General features: G+C 54.4%; 8 protein-coding genes, 2 tRNA genes and 7 rRNA genes. All 17 read right to left on the minus strand.

The genetic code is table 11. The annotated features are described in order from the left end of the window. Window positions 1–208 precede the first annotated feature (208 nt). Window positions 209–1,015 (minus strand): MetQ/NlpA family ABC transporter substrate-binding protein, encoded by an 807-nt coding sequence (locus tag SPIBUDDY_RS14520; RefSeq protein WP_013608527.1) that lies wholly within the window; start codon window positions 1,013–1,015, stop codon window positions 209–211. A 50-nt stretch (window positions 1,016–1,065) separates the two neighbouring features. Continuing rightward, window positions 1,066–1,728 carry a methionine ABC transporter permease gene (locus SPIBUDDY_RS14525; RefSeq protein ID WP_013608528.1) on the minus strand — a complete coding sequence of 221 codons (663 nt, stop codon included), beginning with the start codon at window positions 1,726–1,728 and terminating at the stop codon, window positions 1,066–1,068. Continuing rightward, window positions 1,725–2,741: a methionine ABC transporter ATP-binding protein gene (locus SPIBUDDY_RS14530; RefSeq protein WP_013608529.1), complete on the minus strand. Its 1,017-nt coding sequence runs from the start codon at window positions 2,739–2,741 to the stop codon at window positions 1,725–1,727. The genes SPIBUDDY_RS14525 and SPIBUDDY_RS14530 overlap by 4 nt, the downstream gene beginning before the upstream one ends. Before the next feature lie 207 nt (window positions 2,742–2,948). After that, window positions 2,949–3,061, minus strand: a 5S ribosomal RNA gene (gene rrf / locus SPIBUDDY_RS14535). 72 nt (window positions 3,062–3,133) lie between these two features. Further along, window positions 3,134–6,067: ribosomal RNA gene (locus SPIBUDDY_RS14540) — 23S ribosomal RNA — on the minus strand. Between the two features lie 51 nt (window positions 6,068–6,118). Then, window positions 6,119–6,192 (minus strand) — tRNA-Ala (locus SPIBUDDY_RS14545). 144 nt (window positions 6,193–6,336) lie between these two features. Continuing rightward, a 16S ribosomal RNA gene (locus SPIBUDDY_RS14550) occupies window positions 6,337–7,877 on the minus strand. The 16S, 23S and 5S rRNA genes sit together here with 1 tRNA gene alongside, the layout of an rRNA operon. 458 nt (window positions 7,878–8,335) lie before the next feature. Continuing rightward, complete coding sequence (locus SPIBUDDY_RS14555; RefSeq protein ID WP_013608530.1) at window positions 8,336–9,100, minus strand: PIG-L deacetylase family protein; 765 nt, start codon at window positions 9,098–9,100, stop codon at window positions 8,336–8,338. Next, window positions 9,100–10,572 carry an MFS transporter gene (locus SPIBUDDY_RS14560; RefSeq protein ID WP_013608531.1) on the minus strand — a complete coding sequence of 491 codons (1,473 nt, stop codon included), beginning with the start codon at window positions 10,570–10,572 and terminating at the stop codon, window positions 9,100–9,102. The genes SPIBUDDY_RS14555 and SPIBUDDY_RS14560 overlap by 1 nt, the downstream gene beginning before the upstream one ends. 64 nt (window positions 10,573–10,636) lie before the next feature. After that, window positions 10,637–11,797, minus strand: a complete 1,161-nt coding sequence (locus SPIBUDDY_RS14565) for an MFS transporter (RefSeq protein ID WP_013608532.1) — start codon at window positions 11,795–11,797, stop codon at window positions 10,637–10,639. Window positions 11,798–11,804: 7 nt separating this feature from the next. Continuing rightward, complete coding sequence (deoC, locus tag SPIBUDDY_RS16090) at window positions 11,805–12,509, minus strand: deoxyribose-phosphate aldolase (protein WP_013608533.1); 705 nt, start codon at window positions 12,507–12,509, stop codon at window positions 11,805–11,807. 95 nt (window positions 12,510–12,604) lie between these two features. Beyond that, window positions 12,605–12,717 (minus strand): 5S ribosomal RNA (gene rrf, locus SPIBUDDY_RS14575). 97 nt (window positions 12,718–12,814) lie between these two features. Further along, a 5S ribosomal RNA gene (rrf, locus tag SPIBUDDY_RS14580) occupies window positions 12,815–12,927 on the minus strand. A gap of 72 nt (window positions 12,928–12,999) precedes the next feature. After that, a 23S ribosomal RNA gene (locus SPIBUDDY_RS14585) occupies window positions 13,000–15,933 on the minus strand. Between the two features lie 87 nt (window positions 15,934–16,020). Next, window positions 16,021–16,094 (minus strand) — tRNA-Ile (locus tag SPIBUDDY_RS14590). 133 nt (window positions 16,095–16,227) lie between these two features. After that, a 16S ribosomal RNA gene (locus SPIBUDDY_RS14595) occupies window positions 16,228–17,768 on the minus strand. Window positions 17,769–18,078: 310 nt separating this feature from the next. After that, entirely contained in the window at window positions 18,079–18,870 is a 792-nt protein-coding gene (locus SPIBUDDY_RS14600) for an HAD-IIB family hydrolase (RefSeq protein ID WP_013608534.1), read from the minus strand. Window positions 18,871–18,880 lie beyond the last annotated feature (10 nt).

The raw sequence follows: 18,880 nt of genomic DNA on the forward strand, positions 1-18,880 counted from the left end.
GCATTGGGAGAACAATGGGCAGGGACTACCACATCTTCTGCTCCATCGCCCTCTCAATGCCTTATTACCTTACCACTAATTTCAATATTTTGCTAACAGTTTACCAACACTGTGCAAAAGAGGGTTTTATTTTATTTTCCATACTTGCATATCTATACAAAAAAGCCTCCCAGCGTATGCCAGGAGGCTGATTGAAAAACACAAGTGCTTATTTAGAAACCAGGACAACTTCACCGTTGGTATAATGCTCGGCTACGTATGCCTTAATCTTCGCACCACGCAGTGCCTTTACCAGTTCTACGATGGCAGCATCGTTCTCACGACCCTGCTTGACGGCCACAACGTTTACGTACGGACTGTCAGCACCTTCAACGAGCAAACCATCGCGGGTGGCGATGAGACCAGCGGGGATGGCGTAATTGCCGTTGATGATGGCTGCATCGACATCCTGCAATACACGAGGAAGACTTGCTGCCTCAATCTCACGGAACCTCAAGTTCTTGGGATTGGACGCAACATCAAGAGGAGTGGCTTCAAGACCGGCATTGGCAGCAAGCTTGAGCAGGCCTGCACTCTCGAGCAAGAGCAGGGCACGACCTTCGTTGGTTGGATCGTTGGGGATGGCAATGGTAGCACCATTGGGGAGGTCTGCAAGGGTCTTATACTTTTTGGAGTACAGGGCAAACGGCTCTACGTGAATACCGCCTGCATTCGCCAGGTGATATCCTTTCTCCTTGTTGAAGGATTCCAGATAGGGGATGTGCTGGAAGAAGTTTGCATCCAACTCACCACTTTCGAGTGCTTCGTTCGGAGTCACATAGTCAGTGAACTCCTGCACCTTGAGTGTATATCCGGCCGCCTTAAGGTCCTCTACAACCAGATTCAGGAATGCAGCATGGGGTTCAGGGGTTGCTCCAACGACGATGGTCTTGGAGGTTGCTTGCTCTTTGGTACCTGCTGCAAACAATGAGAATGCAAGCAACAGTACAAGGGTGATGCTTAGAAACTTTTTCATATTTTCTCCTTCTCTCCCCCACAAGGCGAGAGGTATGCGCACTCATTTCATCAACGACGAGCGATGAGCTTGGCGCTGATTTTATTGCCTATCACCTGAACGATCTCAACGAGAATCAGAATGATTACAACGGCAACGAACATAATATCGCCTCGGAAGCGCTGGTACCCATAGCGGATCGCCAGGTCTCCCAGGCCGCCTCCCCCGATGGCCCCGGCCATTGCCGAGTAGCCGATCAAGTTGATAATGGTGAGCGTTACACCGCTGACCAAGGAGGGCAGAGCCTCAGGAATCAACACCTTCCGGACAATCTGAAAATTGGTGGAACCCATTGCACGGGCGGCCTGAACGACCCCCGGATCCACCTCCTTCAGTGCAGTCTCGATGACTCGAGCCACAAATGGTGCTGCCGCGATCGACAGCGGGACGATAGTAGCGGTGGTGCCGATACTTGTGCCTATCAGGATTCTTGAAAGAGGAAAGAGGAGAATCATCAGGATGATGAACGGAAATGAACGCAGGACATTGACGATTCTACCCAGTATATTGTTCAGCATTGGATGGGGGATGATTCCTCCCTGTTCTTCGCTTGAGGTTGCCGAAAGAAGAATTCCCAGAGGAAGTCCCAAAAGCAGGGAAAACAAAGTGGAGAAGAAGACCATACTCAGGGTTTGCAGGGTGGCGTCGAAAACCAACAGCCAAATTTTGCTCATTCTGCAACCTCCTCTTCCACCACGACACCCATCTGCTTGAGAGCTTCGATGGCCCGTTTTTTCTCCTCATCACTGCCGCTGATATCCACCAGCATGGTGCCAATCTCAACATCACTGACTTTCTGCACTCCGCCGGCACGGATATTGAAATCAACGCCTATCTGTCGACTGATTTTGCTTAAAATCGGCTGGTCTGTTGTACCTCCGCGAAACCGCAAGGTATAGGCTCCTTTTTTCTTTGACCAATGGACCATGTGGTCGTCTGAGAGGGAAGACTCGTCAAGACCCACCAAATGAGTCAGAAATTCCTTGGTTACTTCACTACTTGGATTGGCAAAGATATCGGTAACCAGACCCTGTTCGACAACAACTCCGTCATCAAGGACAGCAACCTGGTCGCATGCATCGCGTACGACTTCCATCTGATGGGTAATCATTACTACCGTCAAGGACATCTTTCGCTGTATTTCCTTGAGGAGTGCCAATATTGCATGGGTGGTCTGCGGATCGAGAGCACTGGTGGCTTCATCACAGAACAGGATATCCGGATCGGTGGCCAGGGCCCTCGCAATAGCGACACGCTGCTTTTGTCCCCCGCTCAGGGTACTGATCGGAGCTTTACCCCTTCCTTCAAGCCCTACGAGAGAGAGTAGTGTATCCACTCGCTCAGTGATCTGCTGCTTGGGTACACCGGTTATCTCCAAGGGATACGCAATGTTCTGTTCTGCATTTCTACTGGAAAACAAATTGAAGTTCTGGAAAATCATCCCGATACGGCGACGTCTTTGAATAAGGCTGTCCTTCTCAAGGTTGTCCACCCGTGTATCATCGAAATGCACTTCACCTTCATCAGGTCGTTCCAAAAGGCTGATCAGCCGAACCAGCGTGGATTTACCAGCACCGCTCTTGCCGATGATACCATAAATGGTGTTCGAGGGTATAAAGAGGCTAATGCCATTGACTGCATGCAATGTGCCATAGGTTCTCTTTAAGTTGTTCAACATAATCTGCATACATATACCCTCTGTATTCACTTTTGAGTTGAATTGCTACCATCATAGTGAAAAGGGTTGTATTGGACAAGACGCAGATAGGATAAAACTCGATATCCTATTATACAAATAGCCATTATATGCCTAACGACGAAAAGAGGACGCTTTCACGTCCCCTTTTCTATCTATGTATATACATCCGGTAAACCGGTGCAAGGCAAAAAAGAGGCCCGGCGGCTACCTACTCTCCCACGGCTAACCGTAGTACCATCGGCGTGAGGGTGCTTAACTTCCGTGTTCGGGATGGGAACGGGTGTGTCCACCCTGCTGTGGCCACCGGGCCGGCCAACGCCTGGGAGCGCGAGATAACTCGCACGACCGGCCTTGGCAGCCCACGGGACTGGAATAATGATATGGTCAAGCCTCTCGGATGATTAGTACCGGTGGGCTGAACGCGTTGCCGCGCTTGCACCCCCGGCCTATCGAACAGGTAGTCTCCCTGTTTCCTTGCGCCCGCTTGTGCGGGTGGGATGTCTCATCTTGGGGAGGGCTTCCCGCTTAGATGCTTTCAGCGGTTATCCCTTCCGAACGTAGCTACCCGGCAGCTGCCGTTGGCACGACAACCGGTACACCAGAGGTTCGTCCACTTCGGTCCTCTCGTACTAAAAGCAGAACCCCTCAAACATCCAACGCCCATGGCAGATAGGGACCGAACTGTCTCACGACGTTCTGAACCCAGCTCGCGTACCGCTTTAATTGGCGAACAGCCAAACCCTTGGGACCTGCTCCAGCCCCAGGATGCGATGAGCCGACATCGAGGTGCCAAACCTTGCCGTCGATATGAACTCTTGGGCAAGATCAGCCTGTTATCCCCGGAGTACCTTTTATCCGTTAAGTGACGGCGCTTCCACTCGCAACCGCCAGATCACTAAGACCTACTTTCGTACCTGCTCGGCTTGTTTGCCTCGCAGTCAAGCCACCTTGTGCCTTTACACTTGCCGGATGATTCCCAACCATCCTAAGGTGACCTTCGCGCGCCTCCGTTACTCTTTTGGAGGCGACCGCCCCAGTCAAACTTCCCGCCTGGCACTGTCCCGCTGCCGGATGACGGCAGCGGTTAGAAAATTGGACAGGCAAGGGTGGTATTTCACCGACGGCTCCGCGCAGGCTGACGCCCACGCCTCGCGGCCTCCCACCTATCCTACACATCCCTGCCCAAGTCTCCATGCCAAGTTGAAGTAAAGGTTCACGGGGTCTTTCCGTCTAACCACGGGTACCAGGCATCTTCACCTGGACTTCAATTTCACCGGATTTCGCGTTGAGACAGCGCCCATATCGTTACACCATTCGTGCGGGTCGGAACTTACCCGACAAGGAATTTCGCTACCTTAGGACCGTTATAGTTACGGCCGCCGTTTACTGGGGCTTGGATTCGCTGCTTCGATCGCTCTGACAACTCCTCTTGACCTTCCAGCACCGGGCAGGTGTCAGTCCATATACTTCCCGTTGCCGGTTCGCATGGACCTGTGTTTTTGGTAAACAGTCGCATGGGCCGTTTCTCTGCAACCCCCTTGCGGGGGCCATACTTATCCCGAAGTTACGTATGCATTTTGCCGAGTTCCTTAACGCGAATTCTTCCGTGCGCCTGTGCATTCTCAGCTCGCCCACCTGTGTCGGTTTGTAGTACGGTCCCCCAGGGCCGTTCCTTAGGGATTATTTCTCGGCACGACGACTACGCGCACTTCGCTGCACCGTGATGCAGCTCGCTCGCGGCTCGCCTCGGCCCCCGGATTTGCCTGGGGGCCTCGTCGGCTCGCCGTTTCGGCCGGGACTACCGTCGCCCGGCTGCGTTTCGCCCTATGCGTCATCCCATCGGAACCCTGGGAGGTGCGGGAATGTTGACCCGCTTCCCATCGGCTACGGCTCTCGCCCTCGCCTTAGGGGCCGACTGACCCTTGGGTAGATTGACTTTACCCTGGAAACCTTAGGCTTTCGGCGGACGGGGATCTCACCCGTCTTTTCGTTACTCATGCCTGCATTCTCTCTTCCGTCCCGTCCACGGGCGCTCCCGCCCCCGCTTCTTCCGTACACGGAATGCTCTCCTACCGACAGCATTGCTGCTGTCCCGCGGCTTCGGTGCCGTGCTTAGCCCCGTTACATTATCGGCGCATGACTACTCGACCAGTGAGCTGTTACGCACTCTTTGAAGGGGTGGCTGCTTCTGAGCCAACCTCCTGGCTGTCTGTGCAATCATACTTCCTTTCCCACTCAGCACGACTTTGGGACCTTAGCCGGCGGTCCGGGCTGTTTCCCTCTTGACGACGGCCCTTATCAGTCGCCGTCTGACTGCCGCACATTGTATCGCGGTATTCGGAGTTTGGTTAAGCTCGGTACCCAGTGACGGGCCCTCACCTATCCAGTGCTCTACCTCCGCGACAGTCCATGCGACGCTAGCCCTAAAGCTATTTCGGAGAGTACCAGCTATCTCCAAGTTTGTTTAGTCTTTCGCTCCGAGCCACAGCTCATCCCAACCCTTTTCAGCGGATTTAGGTTCGGCCCTCCACAGGATTTCACTCCTGCTTCAGCCTGGCCATGGCTAGATCACTTGGCTTCGGGTCTACCGCACGCGACTGAACGCCCTGTTCAGACTCGGTTTCCCTGCGGCTCCGGGACTCCCATCCCTTAACCTTGCCGCATACGGTAACTCGCAGGCTCATTCTACAAAAGGCACGCCATCACCCTCTCGGGCTCTGACCGCTTGCAGGTCCACGGTTTCAGGTTCTCTTTCACTCCCCTCCCGGGGTCCTTTTCACCTTTCCCTCACGGTACTATGCGCTATCGGTAGCTGCCGAGTATTTAGCCTTGGAGGGTGGTCCCCCCAGTTTCCGGCAGGATTTCTCGTGTCCCGCCGTACTCAGGTAACGCGGCCATGCAGCTGCAAGCGTTTCGCGTACGGGGCTTTCACCCGCTCTGGCCGGCCTTCCCAGGACCGTTCCGCTACACTTGCAGTTTCTGACTGCACGGGGCAAGCCCCCGCCGCATCCCTACAACCCCGCGCACCCGAAGGCACGCGGTTTGGGCTCCTCCCCGTTCGCTCGCCGCTACTGGGGGAATCTCAATTGATTTCTACTCCCGCTGGTACTTAGATGGTTCACTCCCCAGCGTATCTCCCATGCAGGCTATTGATTCACCTGCATGTGCATGTCATCCAGACATACGGGTTACCCCATTCGGAAATCCGCGGATCATCGGGTATTGGCCCCTTCCCGCGGCTTATCGCAGCTTATCGCGTCCTTCTTCGCCTGGCAGCTCCTAGGCATCCTCCGTGGACCCTTATTCACTTGACCATATCATTCTTCCAATCCCTGCGCTTGTACTGTAAAAAACCTTCCGACTCATGGAGGCAAGGGGATTCGAACCCCTGACCCTCGGCTTGCAAAGCCGATGCTCTAGCCAGCTGAGCTATGCCCCCGGCTAAAACAAAAAGGCGTACGGGAAGGGAGGAAAAAGAGAAGTCCGCACCCTAGAGGGGCACTTTGTTGCAGGACTTGCACCTGCTGGTCGACGACCGTTGACGGCTGCGGCTGTGAGAGCCGCCGCCAGCCTTTCTTCTCAGAAAGGAGGTGATCCAGCCGCACCTTCCGGTACGGCTACCTTGTTACGACTTCACCCCCCTCACCGGACGTACCTTCGGAACCGCCCCCCCTTGCGGGTTGGGCTGGCGACTTCGGGTACCCCCGACTCGGATGGTGTGACGGGCGGTGTGTACAAGGCCCGGGAACGTATTCACCGCGCCATGCTGATGCGCGATTACTAGCGATTCCAACTTCATGGAGTCGGGTTGCAGACTCCAATCCGTACTGGGACCGGCTTTAAGCGATTCGCTCCGCCTCGCGGCCTCGCTGCGCTCTGTACCGGCCATTGTAGCACGTGTGTAGCCCAGGACATAAGGGCCATGATGACTTGACGTCGTCCCCACCTTCCTCCGGTTTGTCACCGGCAGTTCCGCCTGAGTCCCCACCTTCACGTGGTGGCAACAGACAGCAGGGGTTGCGCTCGTTGCGGGACTTAACCCAACACTTCACAGCACGAGCTGACGACAGCCATGCAGCACCTGTACGCCGGCCGCAAGCGGCACGCACCTTTCGGTGCGCTTCCAGCGTATGTCAAGCCCTGGTAAGGTTCCTCGCGTACCATCGAATTAAACCACATGCTCCACCGCTTGTGCGGGCCCCCGTCAATTCCTTTGAGTTTCACCCTTGCGAGCATACTCCCCAGGCGGTGCACTTAATGCGTTAGCTACGGTACCGGGGGTCGACCCCCCGCCACCTGGTGCACATCGTTTACTGTGCGGACTACCAGGGTATCTAAACCTGTTTGCTCCCCGCACCTTCGCGTCTCAGCGTCAGTACATGGCCAGATGCCTGCCTTCGCCATTGGTGTTCTTCCAGATATCTACAGATTTCACCCCTACACCTGGAATTCCGGCATCCCCTCCTGTACTCAAGCCCTGCAGTTTCCAGCGCGTCCCCCCGGTTGGGCCGGGGTATTTCACGCCGGACTTGCAGGACCGCCTGCACGCCCTTTACGCCCAATGATTCCGAACAACGCTCGCCCCCTACGTGTTACCGCGGCTGCTGGCACGTAGTTAGCCGGGGCTTATTCCGGGATTCACGTCATCCCGCGGCCATTCCCTGCCACGGTTGTTCCCCCTCCCGAAAAGAACTTTACAACCTCACGGCCTTCTTCGTTCACGCGGCGTCGCTCCGTCAGGCTTTCGCCCATTGCGGAAGATTCTTAGCTGCTGCCTCCCGTAGGAGTCTGGACCGTGTCTCAGTTCCAATGTGGCCGTTCACCCTCTCAGGCCGGCTACCCATCGACGCCACGGTGGGCCGTTACCCCGCCGTCTAGCTAATGGGACGCAGACTCATCCCCCGGCGGCGCCGTAGCGCCTTTCCCGGATCCCGCCCTCGCGGGTCCCGTCTCATCCGGTATTAATCCAGGTTTCCCTGGGCTATCCCGGACCGGGGGGCAGATTGTCCACGTGTTACTCACCCGTCCGCCGCTCTAGGGGCCCGAAGGCCCTTGCCGCTCGACTTGCATGCTTAAAACGCGCCGCCAGCGTTCGTTCTGAGCCAGGATCAAACTCTCCGTCATAGGAATCCCGCCCCCGAAGGAGCGGGCTCTATTCCTTCAATAGTTCGCCCTGTCATTCCTCGCAAACGAACGTAGCTTTTATACTACCGTTCATCATTTCTTTCTTAGGTAATTGACTGGGAAGCCCCTCGCGGTTGCTTCCTTCTCTTTCTCTTTCCCTTCCCTAACGCTCGTTGTTTCAATAATCCAGGGATAGCCGGCACCAGCCTGCTTCCCGCTCCCCCTCTCGGAGGCGCTCGACCAACTTACCCGATTTGGGTCACTTCAGTCAAGGGCTTTCTTCCCTTTTCCTCTTTTTCCCGCCTCGGCTTTACCAGCCGACAAGAAGGCACTATACGGGCTTTCCACTTCTCTGTCCAGTAGCTTTTAAAAAATTCATCGTTTTTTGTGAAATAACGGTTCTGGGCCTGATTTTGCCCATTTCCATAGCGTGCATGTCCCCAACTATTGAGCCAGTTTCATCGGCCCTCTTCGGTGACACAGTGCATTCTTGTACGGTCGAGCATTCTAAAACCCTCCGCATGCAAACACAATCTATGCAATCCAGAAAAAAAAGAGCGCAGTTTCAGATACTGTTCAAGAGATTTTGCCTGCGAACTCTGATAAGGAAATTGACTGAGGTGATATCCAAAGAGTGCCCTACGCTGCTGCGCTTGGAATCCATGGGTTCGCACATACGTGTTTGGCCGCGCAGTATAGTAATATGCAAGGGCTGCAACAGGGGCGGACTTCGCACCAAACTGCTGCATTATTTCCGTCAAGGGGGCAAAGAACGCGAGCTGTCTAGCAGCCTCTCCCACATTCAGGTGGTCTTGATGGCACTCACTGCTCAGGCAGGGATCGGGAGCAAACACCACCTCCGGACCAAAGTCCCCGATTGCTTTTGCAAGAGCGCGAACCAGATCCTTTTGTTCATACTGCGCACCATCACAAAGACCGAGGAATGTAACAGAATCGACCCCCAGCTCCGCTGCACAAGCTGTCGCCTCCCTCTTGCGAATTTCAATCAATGCTTCGCTTGTAGTACCCGCAGGTGCATTCTCAAGCCCATAGCGGCCATCCAAGGCAATGACGAAAGCAACAGTTTTTCCGCGTTTTACCAGTTTGGCGGCAGTCGCGCCGGCCCCAATCTCAATATCATCAGGATGGGGACCGATGAACAAATAACGGTCGTAGCTTTCAAGGGCTTTCATCGGGCTTGCAACACCAAGGACGAACTTCATCACTTTACATCTTTCCTTTCCGCCAATGCAGCACAGATCCTGTCATATTCAGTTTCATCGAGTTGGTATTTCTTTCGGTAGATGCAATACGAGAGGAACATCAAGACCAGCGGAAGTACGGTGAATACAACAAGAAGCCCCTTCGTCTGGCTGTTCTGCACCTCTAAAAGAATCGTATCGATCAAGGAAAGTTTATCGGTTTCCGTGATCAGCATTCTCGCTGCCTGATTTTCCATCTCAGAAATACGGTTTGTAAACCCGGTTATGCCAAACGTAATGTAGGTGACGGAGGTTATGCCTACAATGAGTGCACTGCCAAGCTTTGTCAGAAATGGCCTGAGCGAAGTAATAATCGCCTCATTTCTTGTGCCGAATTTGTATTCATTGTACTCAACCGTATTGATGATCGATATCATCATAATGAGATAGAAGCAGTATTGCCCGAAGTTCGCAAACATGTATCCGATGGTGATAATGAAAAACTTCGACATGACCGGGCTCATCAGCAAACCACAGGCAAGCATGATCACGTAGCCTACCGCGGAAACAATCTGCATGATGGTCATCAACTTCTTTCTAGGAATCTTCTTTGAAATCATTGGATAGAAAATCATCAGAAAAGCTGTTGCCGACATGCCTACCGTCGTGAACAAGGAATAGAGTCCCCCGCTGTAGCCGAATTCAAAATAGATATACGTTGAACCAACACCACCCAGAACAATGCCATTTCCCACCTGCTGGATGAGAAAAATCAAGGAAATCCAGAGAAGCTGATCGTTGTTGACAATTGTCTTCAGTATCATCTTGAGACTGATTTTTGTCGCTGGAATGGCCATGTCGCTTCGGTTTTCCCTGACTCCGAAGAGCGTAAAGCCTACAAAAAGCGGAGAGAGAATACAAATCACCAAAGCAACCATGCCATAAGCCGTAGCGGTGTTGCCCCCGATGGCACTCGAGCCAGTGGTAAACATGGGAATAAGGATGGCGGCAAGCGTTCCCCCGATACCGGCGAACAGGGTTGCCCTTGAAGTGAACTGGTTGCGTGAATGGCCATCGGAAGAGAGGGCGGGAACCATGCCCCAGAAGGCAATGTCGTGCATGGTATAGGTGATGCTGTATAAGAAGTAGATACCGCCGAAAAACCAAACAAACGGCCAACCTTGCAATGTATTGTTGAAGGCAGCATACACAACCAGGGACGTGGACAGGATTCCCAGCAAAAGCCAAGGTTTGAACTTGCCCCATCTCGTACGTGTACGCTCAATGATGTTTCCCATAATCGGGTCGTTCAATGCATCAAACACCCGTGCTGCGATCATGATTGCGGTGATGGCAGTCAGATGGGCGGCGCTGAGGGTTCTCGTGAAGAGAATGAAGGTGAGAATATAGTTGGTGAACAAGGTATACACCATATCCCGGCCGACTGTTCCGAGTGGATACATCCAGAGATTCTTTTTGTCTTGAGCGATCATTGCTACCTTCTTTTTTTACTCGATGAAAAGTATACAATGAAAATTGCCGATCAGGGAAAATGTTCTACACCTTCGTTGCATGGTTATGCAAATGAAAATCCATGCACAGGCCGATGGCAGCACTGCTGACAAGGCAATACAGAGCAACTACGAGCATGACGGCCAAGAGGGAAGGAAGCAATGCCAGCAAGGAGAACACAAGCAGGGCGTGAAGATTGGTTGCCAAGCTGATCAGCGATTGGACAGTCGCCCTTCCCTGCTGCCCAATGCTCAACTGGATCTGATTCTCCCCGATCACAGCGGCTGCTGAAAGCAGGAAGTAGAAGAGAAAGTAAAAACCTAGAAGGAAGGGTGAACGAAACAGACTGCTCAGCAACAGGAGTAGACCGGCAAGAAGACTGAGCAGGCGTGCTGCATTGGGTATATACCGACTCATTCTCCCGGCCAATGCAGCACCAAGGGCCTGCAAAAGGTATCGCCCGCCCACCCAGATTCCGATACAGGCCAGGGGTACCTGATACGAGGCAGCAATCAGTGCGTCGTATTCATCAAGCATGTCTGCAAGGGAAAGTGGAATGACCAGCAAGGCCGATAGTACCAAGACTTCCCTCTTTTTCACGAGATGTTTGAAAGCTTCCCGTATCATTGCAAAAGAAGGCTGGTTTCGCTGATGAGGCACCTTCACATCCTTAAAGCCCAAAGCAACCATGAAGGTAAGCAAGCTGCCTAGCAATGAGAACAACACCACACTCCGATACCCTACTGCTTGGGAGAGGTACCCTCCGAAAAAGCAAGACAGGGAAACGGCAATTCCGCTTGCAGCCATAGCCTGTCCGTATATTCGCCCGAATTGGGTTTCCATCCCCTTGCTTTGCAGGTTTTCGAACAACAAAGCTTCCTCCGCTCCAGAACTAAATGCCTCACTTACTCCCCAACACAGGAATCCCAAGGCAAAGAAGAGAAAGGATGGATTTGCTGCCCAAAAAATGAAACAGCCTGCTTTCAGCAAGCAGGCGAGGAGAATCATATGCTTTCTGCTCCAACGATCGGCAAGAACCCCACTGGGCAATTCCAGCATAACCACCGGAGCCGACCATAAAGCCAGCAAAAAAGATATTTCGGACAATGAAAGACCTGCTGCAGAAAAGAGCAAGGTATAGACAGGATAGATGAGCATGAGGTCCTTCAGACCTTTGTACCAGAGAAATCGTCTACCGGTGGTCATACTGTTCTCAAAGGGCCCCAAATACACCGATTTGCTGCAGTTGCTCTACAATGTTGCCCCTACCTGCAACCCGGCTTGCTCCTAGTTTGATGAACTCCCACTGGTCTTCCAAACTTGCGACCCCACCGCTTGCCTTCACCTTGATCCTGCCTTGGGAGACTTCGCTTATGAGCATGATGTCATGGATGCTGGCCTTACCCGGTCCGAAGCCGGTACAGGTCTTGATATACTCGGCTCCTGCACGAATGGCAATCTCAATGGCTGTTCGTTTTTGTTCATCAGAAAGATATCCGGTTTCCAGAATTGTCTTGACCCCGACTCCATACTCCCTGGCAGTTTCAACCACCCGGCGGATATCGGACTCAACATATGCATAATCCCCTTCAATGAGGCGTGCAATGTTGATCACCATATCAATTTCTGTTGCCCCATCCATGCAGATTTGCCGGGCTTCACTTACCTTGCCCTCCGTATTGGTTGACCCATGAGGAAATCCGACTGCAATGAGGATGCCGATGCCCGTTCCCTCCATGAGCGTGCTGGCATACTTGGTCCAAGTAGGATACACGCACACTGTGGCAAACTTATACTGCTTTGCTGTTTCACAGGCTTTGCGCACGGCATCTTTTCCTGCATCGGGAACCAATGCAGCGGTGTAATCAATTTTGGGTAGAATCTGCTTCAGAATGTCGGTGTCTTGTGCGGTAATCATGAAAGGACCTCTCTTTCTTGTACGTAGTATACCCATGGTATCATCCAATGTGGGCAACGTCAAAGAAAGCTCAACAAGACAGGAAAAAAGAAAAGGTCCGGCGGCTACCTACTCTCCCACGGCTAACCGTAGTACCATCGGCGTGAGGGTGCTTAACTTCCGTGTTCGGGATGGGAACGGGTGTGTCCACCCTGCTGTGGCCACCGGACCTGACCAACGCCTGGGAGCGCGAGAATCTCGCACGACCGGCCTTGGCAGCCCGTAAAGACTGGAAGAACAAAAAACAAGGAAGGAAAAAAAAAGAGGCCCGGCGGCTACCTACTCTCCCACGGCTAACCGTAGTACCATCGGCGTGAGGGTGCTTAACTTCCGTGTTCGGGATGGGAACGGGTGTGTCCACCCTGCTGTGGCCACCGGGCCGGCCAACGCCTGGGAGCGCGAGATAACTCGCACGACCGGCCTTGGCAGCCCACGGGACTGGAATAATGATATGGTCAAGCCTCTCGGATGATTAGTACCGGTGGGCTGAACGCGTTGCCGCGCTTGCACCCCCGGCCTATCGAACAGGTAGTCTCCCTGTTTCCTTGCGCCCGCTTGTGCGGGTGGGATGTCTCATCTTGGGGAGGGCTTCCCGCTTAGATGCTTTCAGCGGTTATCCCTTCCGAACGTAGCTACCCGGCAGCTGCCGTTGGCACGACAACCGGTACACCAGAGGTTCGTCCACTTCGGTCCTCTCGTACTAAAAGCAGAACCCCTCAAACATCCAACGCCCATGGCAGATAGGGACCGAACTGTCTCACGACGTTCTGAACCCAGCTCGCGTACCGCTTTAATTGGCGAACAGCCAAACCCTTGGGACCTGCTCCAGCCCCAGGATGCGATGAGCCGACATCGAGGTGCCAAACCTTGCCGTCGATATGAACTCTTGGGCAAGATCAGCCTGTTATCCCCGGAGTACCTTTTATCCGTTAAGTGACGGCGCTTCCACTCGCAACCGCCAGATCACTAAGACCTACTTTCGTACCTGCTCGGCTTGTTTGCCTCGCAGTCAAGCCACCTTGTGCCTTTACACTTGCCGGATGATTCCCAACCATCCTAAGGTGACCTTCGCGCGCCTCCGTTACTCTTTTGGAGGCGACCGCCCCAGTCAAACTTCCCGCCTGGCACTGTCCCGCTGCCGGATGACGGCAGCGGTTAGAAAATTGGACAGGCAAGGGTGGTATTTCACCGACGGCTCCGCGCAGGCTGACGCCCACGCCTCGCGGCCTCCCACCTATCCTACACATCCCTGCCCAAGTCTCCATGCCAAGTTGAAGTAAAGGTTCACGGGGTCTTTCCGTCTAACCACGGGTACCAGGCATCTTCACCTGGACTTCAATTTCACCGGATTTCGCGTTGAGACAGCGCCCATATCGTTACACCATTCGTGCGGGTCGGAACTTACCCGACAAGGAATTTCGCTACCTTAGGACCGTTATAGTTACGGCCGCCGTTTACTGGGGCTTGGATTCGCTGCTTCGATCGCTCTGACAACTCCTCTTGACCTTCCAGCACCGGGCAGGTGTCAGTCCATATACTTCCCGTTGCCGGTTCGCATGGACCTGTGTTTTTGGTAAACAGTCGCATGGGCCGTTTCTCTGCAACCCCCTTGCGGGGGCCATACTTATCCCGAAGTTACGTATGCATTTTGCCGAGTTCCTTAACGCGAATTCTTCCGTGCGCCTGTGCATTCTCAGCTCGCCCACCTGTGTCGGTTTGTAGTACGGTCCCCCAGGGCCGTTCCTTAGGGATTATTTCTCGGCACGACGACTACGCGCACTTCGCTGCACCGTGATGCAGCTCGCTCGCGGCTCGCCTCGGCCCCCGGATTTGCCTGGGGGCCTCGTCGGCTCGCCGTTTCGGCCGGGACTACCGTCGCCCGGCTGCGTTTCGCCCTATGCGTCATCCCATCGGAACCCTGGGAGGTGCGGGAATGTTGACCCGCTTCCCATCGGCTACGGCTCTCGCCCTCGCCTTAGGGGCCGACTGACCCTTGGGTAGATTGACTTTACCCTGGAAACCTTAGGCTTTCGGCGGACGGGGATCTCACCCGTCTTTTCGTTACTCATGCCTGCATTCTCTCTTCCGTCCCGTCCACGGGCGCTCCCGCCCCCGCTTCTTCCGTACACGGAATGCTCTCCTACCGACAGCATTGCTGCTGTCCCGCGGCTTCGGTGCCGTGCTTAGCCCCGTTACATTATCGGCGCATGACTACTCGACCAGTGAGCTGTTACGCACTCTTTGAAGGGGTGGCTGCTTCTGAGCCAACCTCCTGGCTGTCTGTGCAATCATACTTCCTTTCCCACTCAGCACGACTTTGGGACCTTAGCCGGCGGTCCGGGCTGTTTCCCTCTTGACGACGGCCCTTATCAGTCGCCGTCTGACTGCCGCACATTGTATCGCGGTATTCGGAGTTTGGTTAAGCTCGGTACCCAGTGACGGGCCCTCACCTATCCAGTGCTCTACCTCCGCGACAGTCCATGCGACGCTAGCCCTAAAGCTATTTCGGAGAGTACCAGCTATCTCCAAGTTTGTTTAGTCTTTCGCTCCGAGCCACAGCTCATCCCAACCCTTTTCAGCGGATTTAGGTTCGGCCCTCCACAGGATTCCACTCCTGCTTCAGCCTGGCCATGGCTAGATCACTTGGCTTCGGGTCTACCGCACGCGACTGAACGCCCTGTTCAGACTCGGTTTCCCTGCGGCTCCGGGACTCCCATCCCTTAACCTTGCCGCATACGGTAACTCGCAGGCTCATTCTACAAAAGGCACGCCATCACCCTCTCGGGCTCTGACCGCTTGCAGGTCCACGGTTTCAGGTTCTCTTTCACTCCCCTCCCGGGGTCCTTTTCACCTTTCCCTCACGGTACTATGCGCTATCGGTAGCTGCCGAGTATTTAGCCTTGGAGGGTGGTCCCCCCAGTTTCCGGCAGGATTTCTCGTGTCCCGCCGTACTCAGGTAACGCGGCCATGCAGCTGCAAGCGTTTCGCGTACGGGGCTTTCACCCGCTCTGGCCGGCCTTCCCAGGACCGTTCCGCTACACTTGCAGTTTCTGACTGCACGGGGCAAGCCCCCGCCGCATCCCTACAACCCCGCGCACCCGAAGGCACGCGGTTTGGGCTCCTCCCCGTTCGCTCGCCGCTACTGGGGGAATCTCAATTGATTTCTACTCCCGCTGGTACTTAGATGGTTCACTCCCCAGCGTATCTCCCATGCAGGCTATTGATTCACCTGCATGTGCATGTCATCCAGACATACGGGTTACCCCATTCGGAAATCCGCGGATCATCGGGTATTGGCCCCTTCCCGCGGCTTATCGCAGCTTATCGCGTCCTTCTTCGCCTGGCAGCTCCTAGGCATCCTCCGTGGACCCTTATTCACTTGACCATATCATTCTTCCAATCCCTGCGCTATATTGACTTGCTCTATTCGCAAATGCTCTGTAAAAAAACCAGTTGCCAACGCAACTGAAGATGGGACTGATAAGACTTGAACTTATGACCTCGTGCTTATCAGGCACGCGCTCTAACCACCTGAGCTACAGTCCCGGTTAACAGAAATATCAGAGAAGAGAAGAGTTGATTGGAAACTGAAGGGCACTTTGTTGCAGGACTTGCACCTGCTGGTCGACGACCGTTGACGGCTGCGGCTGTGAGAGCCGCCGCCAGCCTTTCTTCTCAGAAAGGAGGTGATCCAGCCGCACCTTCCGGTACGGCTACCTTGTTACGACTTCACCCCCCTCACCGGACGTACCTTCGGAACCGCCCCCCCTTGCGGGTTGGGCTGGCGACTTCGGGTACCCCCGACTCGGATGGTGTGACGGGCGGTGTGTACAAGGCCCGGGAACGTATTCACCGCGCCATGCTGATGCGCGATTACTAGCGATTCCAACTTCATGGAGTCGGGTTGCAGACTCCAATCCGTACTGGGACCGGCTTTAAGCGATTCGCTCCGCCTCGCGGCCTCGCTGCGCTCTGTACCGGCCATTGTAGCACGTGTGTAGCCCAGGACATAAGGGCCATGATGACTTGACGTCGTCCCCACCTTCCTCCGGTTTGTCACCGGCAGTTCCGCCTGAGTCCCCACCTTCACGTGGTGGCAACAGACAGCAGGGGTTGCGCTCGTTGCGGGACTTAACCCAACACTTCACAGCACGAGCTGACGACAGCCATGCGGCACCTGTACGCCGGCCGCAAGCGGCACGCACCTTTCGGTGCGCTTCCAACGTATGTCAAGCCCTGGTAAGGTTCCTCGCGTACCATCGAATTAAACCACATGCTCCACCGCTTGTGCGGGCCCCCGTCAATTCCTTTGAGTTTCACCCTTGCGAGCATACTCCCCAGGCGGTGCACTTAATGCGTTAGCTACGGTACCGGGGGTCGACCCCCCGCCACCTGGTGCACATCGTTTACTGTGCGGACTACCAGGGTATCTAAACCTGTTTGCTCCCCGCACCTTCGCGTCTCAGCGTCAGTACATGGCCAGATGCCTGCCTTCGCCATTGGTGTTCTTCCAGATATCTACAGATTTCACCCCTACACCTGGAATTCCGGCATCCCCTCCTGTACTCAAGCCCTGCAGTTTCCAGCGCGTCCCCCCGGTTGGGCCGGGGTATTTCACGCCGGACTTGCAGGACCGCCTGCACGCCCTTTACGCCCAATGATTCCGAACAACGCTCGCCCCCTACGTGTTACCGCGGCTGCTGGCACGTAGTTAGCCGGGGCTTATTCCGGGATTCACGTCATCCCGCGGCCATTCCCTGCCACGGTTGTTCCCCCTCCCGAAAAGAACTTTACAACCTCACGGCCTTCTTCGTTCACGCGGCGTCGCTCCGTCAGGCTTTCGCCCATTGCGGAAGATTCTTAGCTGCTGCCTCCCGTAGGAGTCTGGACCGTGTCTCAGTTCCAATGTGGCCGTTCACCCTCTCAGGCCGGCTACCCATCGACGCCACGGTGGGCCGTTACCCCGCCGTCTAGCTAATGGGACGCAGACTCATCCCCCGGCGGCGCCGTAGCGCCTTTCCCGGATCCCGCCCTCGCGGGTCCCGTCTCATCCGGTATTAATCCAGGTTTCCCTGGGCTATCCCGGACCGGGGGGCAGATTGTCCACGTGTTACTCACCCGTCCGCCGCTCTAGGGGCCCGAAGGCCCTTGCCGCTCGACTTGCATGCTTAAAACGCGCCGCCAGCGTTCGTTCTGAGCCAGGATCAAACTCTCCGTCATAGGAATCCCGCCCCCGAAGGGGCGGGCTCTATTTCTTCAATAGTTCGCCCTGTCATTCCTCGCAAACGAACGTAGCTTTTATACTACCGTTCATCATTTCTTCTTAGGTAATTGACTGGGAAGCCCTTACAGCTTCCACACACTCGATCAACGGCCAATAGGCAATCATCTCGTGTTTTATCTTCTCTTCTCTTCTCTCATATGTCTGTCAAAAAACGACCGCTGGCGACTTGGTGTCGTTCAGCGTGCTCCGATAACATAACAAAAGACGCCTTCTAGTGTCAAGCATCCCCTGCAACTATTTCTACATTTAATTTGCCCGTTTCCTCAAAAGCTCATGCACAATCTCAGAGAAACCTGCTCCGCCTTCAGCATCAGAAGCATACTGAGGAAGCACTTGCATGGAACGAACATGCTTTTTAATGTTTCCAACTCCAAAACTTAACGGAAAGTGAGAAAACATCACCTGATCGTTGGGCGCATCACCGCAATAACAGCATCGCTCGATCATCATTTCTTCCGAAAGACCCAGAACATCGGCAAAAAACGCTTTCGTACCCCGGAATTTATCAAAGAATCCGAACCAAGCATTCACATGAATCGAACTTACCGCAGTCCCTGCGCCGAAATCCTTACAAACCTCAACAACCTTGGCAATCTGTTGTGCATCCAAATAGGGAGGCTCACTGCCATGATCGAAAGCAATGTCGAACAATCGTGCAAACTGGTCGCTGGAAAGCTTTGAGAACGGAACACAAGAAAGCACCTTTTCAATCAAGGCAGCTTTGCGTACCGCATACCCTTCCTGTACAATGGAAGGGTGCACATAGTGGCGGATGGCACCATCCTTGCGATAGAGGCAAACCGCCCCGCTCTCACTCAGCACCGCTTCAACCGGCCACTGCCTGAGGTAGGTATCACCCCACCCCGCAGAGCCCCCGGTTACACAAATGGTCCGAATGCCTGCCTCTTGCAGGGCATACAAAGCCTCCAGGGCAACCGGTCTTAGCTTACCTTCGGTAGTAATCGTATCATCAACATCGGTAAGCAAGAACGAGACCTTTTTGGCCTCGTCTTGGCTGAGATTTTTCACACTCTGCATACTGTTATCC

Origin of the sequence: Sphaerochaeta globosa str. Buddy (assembly GCF_000190435.1) — a bacterium.
In the GTDB taxonomy this organism is placed as follows: Bacteria; Spirochaetota; Spirochaetia; order Sphaerochaetales; family Sphaerochaetaceae; genus Sphaerochaeta; species Sphaerochaeta globosa.

Bases quoted from the DNA above. Each gene is read 5' to 3' on its own strand.
- SPIBUDDY_RS14520 (WP_013608527.1), bottom strand. From the start codon at position 1,015: ATGAAAAAGTTTCTAAGCATCACCCTTGTACTGTTGCTTGCATTCTCA.
- SPIBUDDY_RS14525 (WP_013608528.1), bottom strand. From the start codon at position 1,728: ATGAGCAAAATTTGGCTGTTGGTTTTCGACGCCACCCTGCAAACCCTG.
- SPIBUDDY_RS14530 (WP_013608529.1), bottom strand. From the start codon at position 2,741: ATGCAGATTATGTTGAACAACTTAAAGAGAACCTATGGCACATTGCAT.
- SPIBUDDY_RS14555 (WP_013608530.1), bottom strand. From the start codon at position 9,100: ATGAAGTTCGTCCTTGGTGTTGCAAGCCCGATGAAAGCCCTTGAAAGC.
- SPIBUDDY_RS14560 (WP_013608531.1), bottom strand. From the start codon at position 10,572: ATGATCGCTCAAGACAAAAAGAATCTCTGGATGTATCCACTCGGAACA.
- SPIBUDDY_RS14565 (WP_013608532.1), bottom strand. From the start codon at position 11,797: ATGACCACCGGTAGACGATTTCTCTGGTACAAAGGTCTGAAGGACCTC.
- deoC (WP_013608533.1), bottom strand. From the start codon at position 12,509: ATGATTACCGCACAAGACACCGACATTCTGAAGCAGATTCTACCCAAA.
- SPIBUDDY_RS14600 (WP_013608534.1), bottom strand. From the start codon at position 18,870: ATGCAGAGTGTGAAAAATCTCAGCCAAGACGAGGCCAAAAAGGTCTCG.